At 70.7% G+C, this 15306-nt stretch carries 13 protein-coding genes; 8 read left to right on the top strand and 5 right to left on the bottom strand.

Going from position 1 to position 15306, the window contains the following annotated elements; genetic code table 11:
- Positions 1–149: 149 nt before the first annotated feature.
- Positions 150–1424 (top strand): phosphatase PAP2 family protein, encoded by a 1275-nt coding sequence (locus tag ACFQ9Z_RS18485; protein WP_383018284.1) that lies wholly within the window; start codon positions 150–152, stop codon positions 1422–1424.
- A gap of 117 nt (positions 1425–1541) precedes the next feature.
- Here ACFQ9Z_RS18485 and ACFQ9Z_RS18480 read toward each other — a convergent pair whose 3' ends face one another.
- Positions 1542–2240 carry an SDR family oxidoreductase gene (locus ACFQ9Z_RS18480; protein WP_383018281.1) on the bottom strand — a complete coding sequence of 233 codons (699 nt, stop codon included), beginning with the start codon at positions 2238–2240 and terminating at the stop codon, positions 1542–1544.
- A gap of 806 nt (positions 2241–3046) precedes the next feature.
- Between ACFQ9Z_RS18480 and ACFQ9Z_RS18475 the strand changes: the two genes are divergently transcribed.
- Complete coding sequence (locus ACFQ9Z_RS18475) at positions 3047–4471, top strand: NAD-dependent succinate-semialdehyde dehydrogenase (protein WP_383018278.1); 1425 nt, start codon at positions 3047–3049, stop codon at positions 4469–4471.
- A 75-nt stretch (positions 4472–4546) separates the two neighbouring features.
- On the opposite strand, the gene ACFQ9Z_RS18470 is transcribed toward ACFQ9Z_RS18475, so the two are convergent.
- Together ACFQ9Z_RS18470 and ACFQ9Z_RS18465 are read right to left on the bottom strand one after the other, a co-directional pair.
- Entirely contained in the window at positions 4547–5209 is a 663-nt protein-coding gene (locus tag ACFQ9Z_RS18470) for an SDR family oxidoreductase (protein ID WP_383018275.1), read from the bottom strand.
- 537 nt (positions 5210–5746) lie between these two features.
- The gene (locus ACFQ9Z_RS18465) at positions 5747–6862 is read right to left on the bottom strand and encodes a hypothetical protein (RefSeq protein ID WP_383018272.1); all 1116 of its coding nucleotides are present in this window, start codon (positions 6860–6862) and stop codon (positions 5747–5749) included.
- 527 nt (positions 6863–7389) lie between these two features.
- On the opposite strand from ACFQ9Z_RS18465, the gene ACFQ9Z_RS18460 reads away from it, so the two are divergent.
- Together ACFQ9Z_RS18460 and ACFQ9Z_RS18455 are read left to right on the top strand one after the other, a co-directional pair.
- Positions 7390–8694 (top strand): ATP-binding protein, encoded by a 1305-nt coding sequence (locus ACFQ9Z_RS18460; protein WP_383018269.1) that lies wholly within the window; start codon positions 7390–7392, stop codon positions 8692–8694.
- The gene (locus ACFQ9Z_RS18455) at positions 8691–9437 is read left to right on the top strand and encodes a hypothetical protein (protein ID WP_383018266.1); all 747 of its coding nucleotides are present in this window, start codon (positions 8691–8693) and stop codon (positions 9435–9437) included. Before ACFQ9Z_RS18460 ends, ACFQ9Z_RS18455 begins: the two co-directional genes overlap by 4 nt.
- A 14-nt stretch (positions 9438–9451) precedes the next feature.
- On the opposite strand, the gene ACFQ9Z_RS18450 is transcribed toward ACFQ9Z_RS18455, so the two are convergent.
- Both ACFQ9Z_RS18450 and ACFQ9Z_RS18445 read right to left on the bottom strand, forming a co-directional pair.
- Positions 9452–10459, bottom strand: a complete 1008-nt coding sequence (locus ACFQ9Z_RS18450; RefSeq protein ID WP_383018264.1) for a zinc-binding dehydrogenase — start codon at positions 10457–10459, stop codon at positions 9452–9454.
- 60 nt (positions 10460–10519) lie between these two features.
- Entirely contained in the window at positions 10520–11641 is a 1122-nt protein-coding gene (locus ACFQ9Z_RS18445; protein WP_383018261.1) for a glycosyltransferase, read from the bottom strand.
- Positions 11642–12745: 1104 nt separating this feature from the next.
- Between ACFQ9Z_RS18445 and ACFQ9Z_RS18440 the strand changes: the two genes are divergently transcribed.
- From ACFQ9Z_RS18440 to ACFQ9Z_RS18425, 4 genes are all read left to right on the top strand, one after another.
- On the top strand, positions 12746–13387 hold the full coding sequence (locus tag ACFQ9Z_RS18440) for a hypothetical protein (protein ID WP_383018258.1): 642 nt from the start codon (positions 12746–12748) through the stop codon (positions 13385–13387).
- Positions 13388–13706: 319 nt separating this feature from the next.
- Positions 13707–14099, top strand: a complete 393-nt coding sequence (locus tag ACFQ9Z_RS18435; protein WP_383018255.1) for a glutathione S-transferase C-terminal domain-containing protein — start codon at positions 13707–13709, stop codon at positions 14097–14099.
- A gap of 159 nt (positions 14100–14258) precedes the next feature.
- Positions 14259–15044, top strand: coding sequence for a GntR family transcriptional regulator (locus tag ACFQ9Z_RS18430; protein ID WP_383018252.1), 786 nt, complete (start codon positions 14259–14261; stop codon positions 15042–15044).
- 33 nt (positions 15045–15077) lie between these two features.
- The gene (locus tag ACFQ9Z_RS18425; RefSeq protein WP_016437651.1) at positions 15078–15305 is read left to right on the top strand and encodes a ferredoxin family protein; all 228 of its coding nucleotides are present in this window, start codon (positions 15078–15080) and stop codon (positions 15303–15305) included.
- The last annotated feature ends 1 nt before the right edge of the window (position 15306 follow it).

Here is a 15306-nt window from a genome sequence, read left to right as displayed (position 1 = left end):
GTCATCGCTGCCCTTTATCCGACTCATTTCTAAACAAATCGGCCAGAGAATTGATATCCAGAGCATCGCGGGTGATTTCACGCACGGACGGCAGCGCTGAGTCGGCCGCTCGGCGCCGACAGCGAGCCCTGCTGTGGGCCGCGGCGGCTGTGGTGGCTCTGGGAATCCTCGTCACCCTCGAGATCTCCGCACGGCGCTACGGCCAGCCGGGGCCGATCACGAACCAGTTGAACGGGCTGGTGTTCGCCCCGAAACCGGGCCCGCTGTACGGCGGCCTGGCGTTGACCATGGTGGTCCTCACCTGGCGGCAACGGTTCATCGCCGCCGGCGCCGCCATCGGTGTCGACGCCGTCTTCGTGCTGGTGCGGTGGGCGGTCGACGCCAGGACGGCCGACGGCCACTCCTTCGGCAACGGCGCGCTGTGGGTGATGCTGGCCTGCGCCGTCATCGCCGTCACGCGCCGCACCGGCGCCGAACGCGTCCTGCTGCTGAAGGGCGTCGGCCTGGGCCTGCTGCTCGTCGCCGGCCGCAAGACCGGCGACACCTGGCTGCTGATCACCGCGAAGAGCCGGCCGACGGTGCTCGACCAGTACGTGGCGACCGCCGATCACGCGCTGGGCAACCCGTCGTGGCTGATGGGCCGCATCGTCAAGGCCACCGACCCGATCGGCACCCACCTTCTCCAGGTGGTCTACGCGCAGCTTGCCGTGGCCGCGGTGGTCGTCGTCCTTTACCAGCTGCGCCACGTGGCGGTCGAGCGCCGATTCCCGCGCCACCACCTGCTGCGCACCTTCCTGGTGATCGGCCTCCTCGGGCCCGCCGTCTACATGATCTTCCCCGTGGTCGGGCCGGTCTTCGCCTACGGCCCGGGCGCCTCCGGCACCGGAGGCCTGCAATGGGCGGTGGCCGACCTGTGGCCGCACACGCCGCCGCCGGTCGGCACCCCGCACTCGATTCCCTACGACGGGATCACCCCCCGCAACTGCATGCCCAGCCTGCACACCGCCTGGGCCACCGCGATATTCATCCACTCCCGCAAGGGCCCGCGCGTGCTGCGGTTCGCGGGCACGTTCTGGCTGTTCGCCACCCTCAGCGCGACGCTGGCGTTCGGCTACCACTACGGCGCCGATCTCGTCGTCGGCGTGATATTCGCGCTCACGATCGAGGTGGCGCTGCGCTCGTTCGACCGCGGCTGGGACCGGCGGGGAATCCAGCTCGTCGGCTACGGCGCCACGGTCTTCGCCGTGCTCCTGGTGTCGTACCGCTGGCTGCCGACGGAAATGGCCGCACATCCGTGGGCTTTCGGGCCGCTTCTCATTCTGGCACTGGCCTCCGTGATCTACGGCTACGTACGGACCACCGAGCTGTGGGATCCGACGACCGCACCGGCGCGGCAACCGGAACCGCGACTCGAACCAGCCTGAGCGGCGCCGCACAGGCCAGCTTTTCCCAGCGGATATGTGAGCGACTTGATCTTCTGCCCCAAGAACCGGAATCCGACGGCGGCAGAGGTGGTCGATCAGGCTCTGGCCAACCGTCCCTCAGCCAACCTGCCCCGTCGGCCGCATCGTGATGTGGTTGATGTCCACGCCCGCGGGCTGGTTGATGGCGAACACAATCGTGTCCGCGATCTGCTCGGCGGTCATCGTGGCGGCTGCATCGGGGGTGCCGCCGCGGGCGTGCCAGAAGGGGGTGTCCACGACGCCCGGGGCGACGACGGTGACGCCTACTCCGTCCTGGCCGACCAGGAGGCGGGTGTTCTCGGCGAGGGCGTGGGCGGCCCACTTGGTGACGGAGTAGAGGTTGCCGGGGGTGTGGCGGACGCCGGCGACCGAGCCGATGATCACGATTCGGCCCTTGGAGGTCCTCAGGTGGGGCAGGGTCTCCTGGATCAGCAGGGCGGGGCCCAGGACGTTGGTGAGGACCATGGCGCGCATGTCCTCAGGGGCGTGGGTCTCCAGGTTGCCGGGCAGGGAGAAACCGGCGTTGGCTATGACGTTGTCGAGCTGGCCCCAAGCGTCCAGCACGTGGCGGACGGCAGCGGCGACGTCGTCCGCTTCGCTGGCGTCGCCGGTGATCGTCAGCAGCCGCTCGCCCGCCCCCGCGGTGGTGGCGAAGGCGGCCAGCTTGCCCGCGTCGCGTCCGGTGACGGCCACGCGGTGGCCCTGCTTGAGCAGGGCGCGGGCGGTGGCGGCGCCGATTCCGGTCGAGCCACCGGTGATCAGCGTGACGGGGTCCATGGGACGGCCTCCTCGGCGGCGGGGTCATCGGGGCAAAGCGCCTGCACTATATCCAGGGATCTTCGACGCTCGCTCCTGGCCTTCTCCGACGGCTCTGCTCCTGACTGTGGATCAGGAGTCAGACATTGCCCTGCCGATCAGTCGAGTCGTTGATAGGCCTGTGGGACATGGGGATGATCTGACTGACGCCCAGTGGGAGCGACTTGAGCCGCTCCTGCCACGGAGCAACCGACGCTGTGGCCGATGGCGGGACCATCGGCAGGTCCTTGAGATCCATCCCTGGTGGAACCCGCCGTGGCCTTGTCCTGGCAGCGCCACTACCAGAAAGCCAAAACTCGCCACGACCGCGGCGATCACCCGCACTGGGTGTGTACGTGGATGCCGCGGCAGCCGACCGGGTCGGTGGTCGGATCGGAGCCGTGTCCACAGTGCGGCCAAGGCGGTGCTGAGGGTGTGCTCATGGTCGGCTCCACGGGTCTGGCACCAGACAAACAGGCTGCGAGCTGGGACCGCGCTCGGCCCCTCCCCGAGAAGGACGCTGCCCGCCGCGAGGGGGTTCTCGCCGGTGCCCGCACACGGGTGATCGGCCTCGTGGGGGGTCCGAAAAGCCGCACCACGACCGAGCCGGGACGGTGCGCAGACGTGGACGGTGGCGCCCCTCCGGTTCGAACACTGACGCTCTGCGCATCGACGGGAACCGTAGAGGGCCCAGGTGCCACAGCTTGCCGTGAAATGGGACAGAATCAGCATGTGTGGGCGGGTCCGGGCGTGGAAACCCGAGGTGTCCCGACTCTCAGGGAGGCGTCATGGACGCCCATGCCACTGCCCAGGGAAGCCCGATCGCCACGGTCAACCCGTACACCGGTGAAAGGGTTCGTGAGTTCCCGGCGCTGAGCCCGGAGGACGTGGAGCGTGCGATCGACAGGGCGCACCGCAGCTTCCCGGACTGGCGTGCCCGGTCGACGGCCGACCGGGGGGCTATCGTGCAACGCGCCGGCCGGCTCATGAAGGAGCGCAAGGAGGAACTGGCGCACCTCCTGACCCTTGAGGTCGGCAAGCTGATCGACTCGAGCCGTGCGGAGGTCGACCTCGCGTCCGACATCCTCACCTACTACGGCGAGCACGGCCCCGAGCTGCTGGGAGAGCGACCCCTGCCGGTGCCCGAGGGCACGGCCGTGCTGGTCAACGAGCCGCTCGGTGTCCTTCTCGGTGTGATGCCGTGGAACTTCCCGCTGTACCAGGTGGTCCGGTTCGCGGGTCCGAACCTCGTCCTCGGCAATACGATCCTGCTCAAGCACGCGAGTAGCTGCCCCCAGTCCGCACTGGCACTCGAGCAGGTGTTCAAGGATGCCGGGGTACCGACCGGGGTCTACACCAACCTTTTCGTGCGGGGCAGAGACGTCGGGAAGATCATCGATGACCCTCGTGTGCAGGGGGCGTCACTGACCGGAAGCGAGCGGGCGGGCGTGAGCGTGGGCGAGATCGCCGGCCGCAATGTCAAAAAGTCCGTCCTCGAACTGGGTGGCAGTGATCCCTTCGTGGTGCTTGACAGTCACAACCTCGAGCGCACCGTGTACGCCGCGTTCCTCGGCCGGATGGGCAATACCGGGCAGTGCTGTGTGGCGGCCAAGCGTTTCATCGTCCTTGCCGACGTCTACGACGACTTCGTCACCGGGCTGCGAGACCGGATGAGCCAGGTGCAACCGGGAGATCCGGTCGACCCTGCCACCACGCTCGGCCCGCTGTCCTCCGAGGCCGCGGCCGGACTCCTGATGGAGCAGGTTCGTGACGCGGTGGACAAGGGAGCCACGGTGGTGCTGGGCGGCGGGCGGCCCGACCTGCCGGGTGCATTCGTCGAGCCGACCATTCTCACCGACGTCACACCGGACATGCGAGCCTTCCGGGAAGAGCTCTTCGGCCCCGTCGCCACGGTCTACCGGGTCGCCGACGAGGACGAGGCCGTGGCACTGGCCAACAACTCCCGCTACGGCCTGGGGGGCGCGGTCTTCGCCGCCGACCCAGAACGTGCCCGCGGGGTCGCGGACCGGCTGGAGGCGGGCATGGTGTGGATCAACCACCCGACCGCGTCCCGACCGGAGCTGCCCTTCGGCGGCATCAAGCGCTCCGGCTACGGGCGCGAACTCGGCGACGTGGGCATCGTGGAATTCGCGAACCGCAAGCTCGTGCGCTACGTGGACGCCGACGCCCCGATCGCAGAAGTGCTGGGCTGACCTACGCGCCTGAGGTGCTGAGCGCCCGGGCGAGTCGTAGCCGCACCCGTACCCGGGCGAGGGCGGAGTGCGGCGTCAGCCGCCGGCCACGGCGCGCACTGCCTCCTCGACCGGGGTGGACCCGCTGATCAGTTCGAGGATGCGCCCGGCGGTCCTGGGCTCGTGCAACAAGGCGGCGAGCACCGCAGCCACGTCATCGCGCGGGACCTGGCCGCTGTCGGTGTGCTCGGCGAGCGTGACGCGGCCGCTACCGGGGTCGTCGGTCAGCATTCCCGGGCGCAGAATCGTCCAGTCCAGTCCCGAACGGGAGGTGATGTCGGCGTCCGCCTCGCCCTTGGCCTTCAGGTAGGCGGCGAACACCGGGTCGGTGCCGGGCGGCGGCGGCCTGTCCACGCCCATCGCGGAGATCACCAGGAAGCGGCGCGTCCCGGCGCTCTCGGCCGCGTCGGCGAGGAGGATGGCCGCGTTCCGGTCCACCGTCTGCTTGCGGGCCGCGCCGCTGCCCGGTCCGGCGCCCGCGGCGAACAGTGCCGCGTCGGCGCCGCGAAGTTGGCCGGCCACCTCGTCCACCGAGGCGTGCTCCAGATCGCACACCACCGGTTCCGCGCCGTCCGCGCGCAGGTCGTCGGCGTGGTCCGGGTTGCGGATCAGCCCTGTGACGTTGTCGCCGCGCGCCGAGAGCAGCCGGGTCAGCCGGCGCGCGATCTTTCCGTGTCCACCCGCGATCACAATGTGCATGGGGTCATTCTTGCCACACGCGACCGCTCAGGCCGGGCTGCCGGACTGCCGAGGCAGGTCGGGTCCCGCGGATGCCGCAACATCGGCGTACTCGCGCACCGCGCCGGCGTGCGAGACCACCCGGCCGCAGTGGATCACCACCCGGCCGTAGGCGAGCGACAACGCCTCGATCCGCGAGGCCGTCGGTGTGGAGGACCAGGCTCTCCGCCGGGCGGAGACCGGCTGGGCGTGCGTCGAGGTGAGGGTTGGGGGTGATGCCGAGTGATGAACCCTTGCTAAGGATTGGGCACGGGCGGGCGGGCCGGTACTCGGGCTGCCGGAGGAGCGGGGGGACGCGGGTTCCCTGCGGAACTCCTCGCCGTACGCGGGGCGCATGACTGGATGAGGTAAAGCTCCCGGTCCTTTCCTACGACGGCCCGGCAACTATCGGCTCCGGATCCATGCCCGCGGCCGCGACACGTGCTTCGACCTGCTCCCCGACGAGGTCGCGTCCAGGCTAGGACGAATACCAGCCACCGACGAAACTCAGGTCACCAGCTAGTCACCGGCGTCGGCTTGGAGCATCCGGCGACGTTCCTGTTCGCGCCTGGAGTAGGCGGCTGCCCGGATCGCTTCGTCGCTCTCCAAGCCCGATCCCAGCGCGCCGCCCACCGTGGCGACCGAAGCGACGAACCAGGACAACGTCCAGTATTCCGTGGCGCGCAGCGGGGTTCGTGTCATGGAGGCGAACACTCGGTCGTTGAGGATGAACAGCGCCCACACCGAGTTGATGACGATCAAACCCGCGTAGCAGACGAGCACCCCGAGGCCCACGGTCATGACCGTCGAGGCGTTGTAGAGCCTCGCCCTCTGCCTTGCCTCCTTCGAGACCTTTGCTGGGCGATGCCACAGCTCCCCGTCCACGATCAGCCAGCCGATCATGAGCCCGACGCTCCCGACCATGATGATCACGAGGCGCTGCGCGCTCAGGGCCTCGGACAGGCTCCAGATGGTGGAGTCCAGGGTGGCGATGGCTCCCGCGGCGAGTGCGGTCGCCAGGGCTTTCGACAAGCCCGGCACCAAGCGCCACGGCCGGTTGGCGCGCACCATGCCGAGGAGCACCCTCAGATAACCGCGCGGCCCGCTGACGACGTACCGAAAATCAGCGGTCTCCTCCTCACCGACCTCGCCCGGATGAACAGGCGCGAGACGACTGACGAAGGGCCCCAACCGCGGCTGACTCCGCGGAGATCCCTCAGCCCCGGTGGTCAGCGAGGCCGCCAAGCTGAGCACGGCTTCTTCCACGGCCCGCAGGGCTCTCGCCTGGAGACGCAAGCCCCCCAGCGGAGGAAGAGACAGCAGCGCCAAGCCGTGTTCGTGACTCAGATCCACAAGGAGTCTGCGCCCGTGTGAATGCAGCGGAAGGTCGGTGAGAGCCACGACGATGTCCCAGGTCTCCGCTCTTCCGCGGTCCATGATCCGGCGCATCAAGGTGGGTGGGTCTTCCGTCCCTGTGGTGAAGGGTTCACTGACCACCTCGACGTCGAACCGTCGCCCCTGGCCTGACTTGTCGGCGAGCCGAGCAGGCAGTATCGGGGCCATGCGCTGCGCGATCTCCGTGGGCGCGTCCGGATCCGCCAGGAGAGCCACGACCGTAACGTCCTGAGACGACATTCGCATGACTCCTTCTCGTCGGCTGCCCCCGCGGTCCCATGTGCCCACAGCATGCCCTCGAGGTAACGCCGACGCCGCCTGACACGCTGGCCCCCGCCAGCAGGTGCAGGCGGTATGGGTAGCTCTCCTCGTCCCCCCGTGCAGAGCCTGCTCCACCACCTGGCCACCGTTGCGCGCGCCACCACGAACACCCGCTCCGCACCACCCAGGTCGGCCCCGTATGACGCGCCGTCAGGGCCACCCCGCTACGGTGTCCGGCCTGTGGTCCGTGGGTCTAAGGGCGTCCGGAGCGACCGACGTGTCCGCCGCTCCCACCGTCACAGCCCCGCAGGCCCGGGCAACGGGGACAGGCCGAACGCCCCCTCGCCCCGCCCCCGACGGCCTCGGCGCCGGCACCCCGGCGGTCGACGGCGCCGCCCCTCGGCGCCGCAGGGCACCAGGCCTGGTTACCCTTGCCCGGATCACAGTTCGTCCGACCTGACGCAGCGAGCGAGGCGGCAGTGTCCGCCGAGTCTGAGAGGCACGTGATGGGAGCGCCGCGGAGCAGCATCGCCGACCGGATCGACGCGGCGAGGGACCGCGTGTTCGTCGGCAGGGAAGCCGAGTTGCGTCTGCTGCGTGACGCTCTCGCGGGAGGCCCCGGCGCTCCGTCCGTGCTGTACGTGCACGGCCCCGGAGGCATCGGCAAGTCGGCGCTCATGCGGCAGTACGCCAAGGAGGCCGTCGCCGCCGGCCGGACGGTCGTCCACGTCGACGGGCGGATGGTGCCAGCCGCTCCCCAGGCGTTCGAGAAGGCCGCCGAGACGGCTGTGCGCACCCCGCGGACGCTGCTGCTGATCGACACCTTCGAGTACTGCCAGAGCCTGGAGAGCTGGCTGCGCGAGGAGTTCCTGCCGGGGCTGCCCGCCGACATCCTGGTCGTCGTGGCGGGCCGGCACGCGCCGGACGCGAGGTGGTCGGCGGACCCGGGATGGGTGGACCTGCTCAGGGTGATCGCCCTCGGCGACCTCAGTGCAGAGGAGGCGGAGGCCTTCCTGGACAGACGCGGGGTCGATCCCGCACGGCGCGGTCCGCTGCTCGCGTTCGCCTCCGGCCACCCGCTCGCCCTGGTACTGGCCGCCCACGCGTCCGCCGGGCACGACCTGCCCGTCTCCCGGCGCTGGGAACCCGCCCCCGAGGTCGTCGCGCCGCTGCTGCGCAGCATCCTGGGGGAGCTGCCCGGCCCCCGGCACCGGCTCGCCCTCGAAGTCTGCGCGCAGGCGCACTTGACCACCGAGGCGCTTCTGCGCGCCGTGGTCGGTGACGACGCGCCGGAACTCTTTGCGTGGATGCGCGAACAACCCTTCGTCGACCGTTGCTCCGAGGGCGTCTTCCCGCACGACGTCGTCCGGCAGGCACTCGCGACCGACCTGCGGTGGCGCGACCCCGAGCGCTTCGACCAGCTCTACCGGAGGCTGCACCGCCACCTCGTGGAACGGATCGGTTCCGCCTCGCCCGGCACGTTGCTCCAGGACGTGGGCTCCTTGCAGTTCCTCTACCGGGACGCGGGCCACATGGCGCAGAGAGCCATGCGTGGTACACCCCGGGACTGGTGGAGGACCATCCGTACGACCCCTCGGACGAGGCCGACGTCCTCGCGCTCGCCGAACGGGGCGAAGGCCCCGACGCGGCCGGTCCGACCCGTTACTGGCTCAAGAACCGGCCGCAGGACTTCCGGGTGCAGCGGCTGCGCGGCGCGTCGGCCGCCGCGGCCTTCTCGGCCTGGCTGCGTCCGGACCCCTTCCAGGGACGCGAGGACGATCCGGTCGCCGCGGCGGCGTGGGAGCACGTGAGCGCGCACGGCAGCCTCGCACCCGGTCAGCACATGGTCCTCGGCCGCTTCCACGTGCACGCGCGCCACTACCAGCGGCCCTCGCCGGTGATGGATCTGATGCTCTGGCGCATGCTGGGGGAACTCCTTCGGGACTCCGGCCTGGCCTGGTCGTTCATCGTGTTCCGTGACGACGGGTTCTGGGACGCCCACATGACCTTCTGCGACATGGCGCCCCTGGACCGGCCCGTCGTGGTCGGCGGGCACCCCTACCGGATCTTCGCCCACGACTGGCGCGACGCGTCGCCCGGGGACTGGCTGGCCGAGAAGCAGCGGACACTCCTGACCGACACGGACGGCGACTGCGGACCCGCCGTCACGGACCGGTTTCCGGCACCCGCGCCGGTGATGACCCGGCAGGAGTTCGCCGCCGCGGTCCGCTCGGCCCTGCGCGACCTGCGGCGACCGGAGGCGCTGGAAGCGAACCCGCTCAGCCGCAGCCGACTCGTCGTCGACCACGGCACGACCCTGCGGGAGGTGCTGTCCAACGCCGTCGCCGGCCTTGTCACCGGACGCGGCGGCGACAAGGCGCACCGGGTCGCCACCCTCGCCTTTCTGGAGGGTGCACCGACCCAGGAGGCGGCGGCGCGACGGCTGCACATGCCGTACAGCACCTATCGCCGGCACCTGGCGACCGCGACCTCGCGCATCGAGGAAAGGCTGTGGCAGCACGAGCAGGCGGGTCTGCCGCTGCTCACGCCCTGATGCGACGGCACAGGTCACGGACGGCCGTCGGCCTCCGGCCGCAACACCACCTTGCCCAGGGTGGCCCGCGTCTCCAGCGCCAGGTGGGCCTTCGCGGCGTGGGAAAGGGGGAAGGACTGCACGACGGGACGGAACAGACCCTGAGCCGCCCGGGCGAGGGCGGTCTCCTCCAGCCGGCGTATGCCACCGGGCAGGGCGAAGAGGGAAGGCCCCACCACCATGTGCGACGTGATGCCGTACTCCTCCAGCTCCGCCTCGGTGAACGTGGTGAAGTGCCCCTCGTCGGACGCCCAGCCGTAGTACAGGTGCCTCCCCCCGGGCCCCAACGACTCCGCGGCGCCCCGGCCGAGACTGCCGCCCACCCCGTCGAAGACGACGGTGGACGGTCCACCCCGGAGAGCCTCGCCGAGACGTCGCTCCCAGTCGGCCACCGTGTAGTCCACGGCACCGTCGGCACCCTGCGCCAGCACTGCCTCCGTCTTGGGCCGGCCGCCGGCCAAGCCGACCACCCTGGCCCCCGCCTGCCGCGCCGCCTGGACGAGCAGGGTCCCCATCCCGCCGGCCGCGGCAGTCACCACGACGACGTCCTCGGCCGACAACGCCGCCTGTTCGAGTACGCCCACCGCGGTGCGACCCGTTCCGATCATGGCGACCGCGGTGGCGTCGTCGACACCGTCCGGAACGCGGTGCAGGGCGTCGACGGAAGCCACGGCGTGCGTCGCGTAGCCGCCGCTGCGCTCGTGTCCGAGGTAGGCCACCACTCGGGTGCCGAGCCGGCTCGCGTCGACCCCGGTGCCGACGGCGTCCACGAGACCCGCGGCCTCCCGGCCCGGTGTCATCGGGAGGCGGGGCAGCGCCATACCCGTCTCCCTCCCCGCGCGCAGCACGGTGTCCATGAGGTGCACACCTGCCGCTGTCACAGCGAGACGGACCTCTCCGGGCCCGGGCGAGGGCGGATCGACCTCCTCGTACACCAGCGTCTCCGGGGAACCGAAGACGTGCTGCCTCACTGCGTAGTACATGGTGCTTCCTTCCGTCGGTCGGCCGTGGGGGGGGGGCGTTCTGCCCGTTCTGCGGACGGGTCAGCGACCCTGCCGTGCGGTCAGCAGGAGCAGGACGTCCTCGGCCGGGTTCATGGCGACGATGTGTCCTCCCGCCACCTGAGCGGCGGCCCGGTAGGACGGCTGCTCCAGCACCCGCGCCACGGCCGCACCGGCTTCGTCCGCCGCGCCGATGACCTCCGCGGCGCCGAGGGCAGCGGTCCGTTCCGCGTTCAGGGGCTTGTCCAGCCCCATGGGCCAGATCACCATCGGCAGGCCGGCGCCGAGAACGGACAGCACCGTGCCGGCGCCGCCGGAGGAGACGACCACGTCCACACCCTGGAGCAGAAGGCCCATGGGAACGAAACCGGTCACGTGGACGCCGTCGCCCTCCACCGGCAGCGTCTTCCCCCCGGCCGACGGCGGAAGGACGACCACCACGTTCACGTCCCGGTCGGCGAGCGATGCGACGATCTTCACGAGAGCGTCGGAGTCGTCGACGAGGGTGCCCAGCGTCACCAGGACGCGGGGCAGGTGCTCGCGGCCCGGGAAGGACGGCCGCCGCCACTGCGACACCGCCTCGGACTCGTGCGCCTCGGGCCGGATGGTGACACGGTCCGCCGACGGCTCCCAGTCGTCGCGCTGAAGACAGGCGGGCCAGGGGTCGATCGACATGGAGGGCAGGGTCAGGACGATGTCCCGCGCCGCGGCGCGCGCCTCGGCGGTCGACCACATCGCCTCGGCCAGGGGGGCCTCCAGCGCGATGCCCACACCGTGGGAGGCCCACTCCACTCCCAGCTCCGCGGCGACCAGCGGGCCGAGGAAGTCCGCCGTCTCGGCGACCACCAGGTCGGGGGCGAAGGAATGTGCCGCGGCCAAGGCCTCGTCGGCGCCGAGGTCGAAGCGGGTTCCGCCGAAGAACTCGCCGGCGGTCGCCGGGGACATGTCGGCGGCGGCGTCCTTCCCGGTGCGCTGCTGGAACTCGGCCAGCGTGACCTCCAGCGAGGCACCCGCCGCGATGACGGGAGCGGGCGCCACCACGGATGCGAGGGACGGGTGCGTGAGGAACGCGGTGGTGTGACCGGCCCGGCGGGCGGCCCTCTCCAGGGGAAGCAGCGGCAGCAGGTGGCCGTAGGCCGGAGTACCCGAGAACAGAATGCGCATGGAACACCTTCGACGGAGCGATCGTCGGGCCGACGAGAAACGTGCCACGGCGAACGACGTGACAGTGCCCGCGAGGATCCGGTCGTCACGGACTGCCTGCGCCGCGGCCGGACCTCGTCGTCCCATTGTGTGGACCGCGACCGCTCGATTTGCCGCTTCGGACCGCTCAATGAAGCTCACTTCCGCCAACGCCCGCCGCTCCGACCCCGGGACGGGGCGCTCCCACGACGTCGCGCGCGGTGTCGGGCCATAGTCCGTACCGGCCGGTGTCTCCGACGCCGTCACCTCCCGAGGCTGGAGCGGCTCGGGTGGTGCCTCGTCACCGGATGCCTAGACGGCACCCTCCGGCGGTGGAACGCCGTCACCCACGCGCCGGGGGAGCGGGTGGACCGTCCGAGTGCAGTGCTGCTCCTGCCGCGCGGTAGCCGGATGGACGGGGGGGGGTCCCGCTCACTGGCCCTCCTTGGCGCTTCCGCGTCTCGGCCGGCTGGGTTGGCGGCCGATCTGTTCGGCGGCCTGCCTGATCTCGGTGTCGCCGTAGGCGGTGCGCACACGGAGATGCTGTACCCGGCGCAGCGTGCGAGTCCCCCAGCCCGTAAGAGAGGCTGCCGTGGAACTCCCGACCCCAGGCGGGCAGTTGTCTGATCTGTCGATCCGGCGGGGATCAACTCGTCCAGGTCTTGATCTGAGAGGCGACCTCCCGCACCGGGAGCCCTTCCCTAGTGGCGCGGGCCAGCGGGAGAACGGTGTCCAGGCCAGGGCTAACCCGCTCCGGCGCACCGGAGCAGCACCCGGCACACACGACGGGCAGCCGTCCGCGATCTCCCGCGGCCGGCTGCCTGCCACCCGCGCATGTCCTGCCGGTCACCCTCTACCGGCTGGCAGGCGCCTGGACGGTGTCCCTCACGCGCAGGCGCTGGCCACGGGCTTCGGGGTACATGCTGATGGTGCGCGGCGCCCGGCACTGCAGAACGCATGCCAGGCGCCGTGGCACGGTCCGTTGTGGGAACGACCGGAAGGCCGGGTGGAATGGCACCTACGCGAGCACAGGCGAGCACGCGGCATCCGAGGCATGAACGCAGGGGAGAGGCACGGCTTCCGGCGGTGGTCGCGACCCTCGCCGCGATCGCTCTGTACCTGTTGCTGCCGCAGCGGCTGCTGATCGCTCCTCGGTACGTCCTGCCTGCCCTGGAATGCCTGCTGCTCATCCCGCTCATCGCGATCAACCCCAAACGGCTGACCCGGCAGACGAAGACGTTCCGCGTCCTGTCGCTGACGCTCGTGGGTGTCATCGCGGTCAGCAATCTCGTGGCGTTGGCCATCTTGATCCATGAGCTGCTCTACGCGGGGGTTAAGGACGGCCGGTCCTTGCTGGTGGCCGCGCTGCAGGTTTGGCTCACCAACGTCATCGTCTTCGGGCTGGCCTACTGGGAGCTGGACCGGGGCGGCCCGGTCAGCCGCACCCAGGCGCCCCGTTCCGCCCTGCCGCTGGCGGACTTCCGTTTCTCCCAGGACGAGAACGACGATGCGGTCCAGGAGGTCGCCGACGGCGCCAGCGCCACCTCGGACTGGGTCCCCACCCTGATGGACTACCTGTACCTGTCCACCACCAACTCCACCGCCTTCAGCCCGACCGACACCATGCCACTGTCGACCCGCGCCAAAGCCCTGATGGCTGTTCAGAGCGTCTCCGCCCTTCTGACCTCGCTCCTCGTGATCGCGCGGGCCGTCAGCATCCTGCACTGATTGCCTCCCACCGACCGGCCGCGGCTGCCGACAAGAGAGCGTCCCGGTGGTACGGGGGAGACCACCGGGACGACAACTCCACCCTACTCAGCACGATTTGCCTGCATACATGGAGGACCGAGAAGGCGGGCTCCCCGCCCCGCAGGCGCTCCCTGACGCGCACGCCATCCAAGGACAGGTTCATCGCGGACAGGGCGATGCCCGCTGTGCGGCAGTACCGGGCGATGGCGGTGCCGCCCATCCCTACGGCGCCGATCCAGAGGACATCGCCGCCCACGGCGCGCGGACGTTGCGCATCCGCGGGTCGGTAAGGATGCGGGTGGGCAGGGCCAACCACACCCCCGGCATCCTCCGCGACCTGGCGGGCCTGCTGTCCGGTCACGACGTGGCACGCGCCGCCGCGCTGCGCCCGCCGGCCCAGGCCGCGGACATCGACGCCTTCCGTGAACCGCCGCAGCGGGACGTCATCCCGGCCGGCGAGCCGTCGAAACGATCGTCGGCACTGGATCTGCTGGATCGTCGGCTCGCCGGGCAACCCTATGCGCTGGGCGATGAACTGACGGCCGTGGACGTGGACTTGTGGGTGGCACTCGGCCATCTCGGACCGGTGGACGCCCTCGACGCGCGGCTCCGGCTGCAGGACTACGTGCGCCGCCTCGGCGACCATCCCGCCTTCCGAGGCAGGGAGGACGCGGTGTCCGACACGGCGTGAGCCGAGCGACTCGTCCGTTCCCCGGGGCAGGTCCCGGCGCTGGAAGATCTCCCCGCCTGCCCGGCGAAGCCCCTGGTCAGGCGGGCATCTGGTCAGGTGCCAGGTGGCGCAACAATCCAGCAACACCGTTTCCCCGACCGGATGGGTAAGGTCCGGAACATGCCACCCACCGACCGCATCCGGGACCACGCCGGCCAAGGCGCGACCACCGTCGCGGCCCGCCGTGCGCGGCGGCTGCGGGCGGACCGGGCTCGCCAGCTCGCCGACCTGCTCCGCCACCAGCTCCTGGCCGGCGGATTCCCGGACGGCGCGCTTCCGCACGAGACGATCCTCGCCACGGACTACAGCGCCTCCCGCAACACCGTCCGCGAAGCCCTCGACCTGCTGCGCTCAGAGGGGCTGGTCGAACGCCTCCCCGGCGTCGGCACGGTCGTCGTGGCTCAGAAGTACCCCCACGGACTCGACCGCCTGATGGGCCTCGCGGAAACCCTGCGCGAACACGGCCGTGTCACCAACAAGGTCCGCACCGTGGGCCCCGTCCCCGCCCCGTCCCCGGTGGCCGACCGTCTGCACGTCCCACCCGGCACTGACGTCCTCTACGTCGAACGTCTGCGCCGGCTGAACGGCCTGCCCCTGTCGCTCGACCTCACGTACATCCCGCTCGACGTCGGCACCGCCCTGCTCGGTGAGGACCTGGAGAACACGGACATCTTCCGGCTCCTGGAGGCGCACACCGGTATCCCTCTCGGGCACGCTGAGATCAGCCTCGAGGCGGTGAACGCCGACGCCCACTCCGCAGCCGTACTGCAGGCACCGCGCGGCGCGGCCCTCCTGATGCTGGAACGTCTCACGTACCTCGCCGACGGGCGACCCGTCGACCTGGAATTCATCCGCTTCCGCGGCGACCGCATCGCGATGAGCGGACTGCTGCACCGGTCCCTGTGAACACCTTGCTCGCGCACATTACTGGAGACAGCCATGCCCTTGGCGCCCCAGCGGGCCGACGTGCCCGTGACCATCGACGAGTCGAAGTGCATCGACGGCTGCACGCTCTGCGTGGACATGTGCCCGCTGGACTCCCTCGCCATCGACGACAGCAGCGGCAAGGCGTACATGCACGTCGACGAGTGCTGGTACTGCGGCCCCTGCGCGGCCCGCTGTCCCACCGGAGCCGTGACGGTGAACATGCCCTACCTGCTCCGATGAA

Origin of the sequence: Streptomyces sp. NPDC056580 (assembly GCF_042793175.1) — a bacterium.
In the GTDB taxonomy this organism is placed as follows: domain Bacteria; phylum Actinomycetota; class Actinomycetes; order Streptomycetales; family Streptomycetaceae; genus Streptomyces.
Note: the sequence above shows the minus strand (reverse complement) of the source record. Positions and strands in the feature narration are given on the sequence as shown.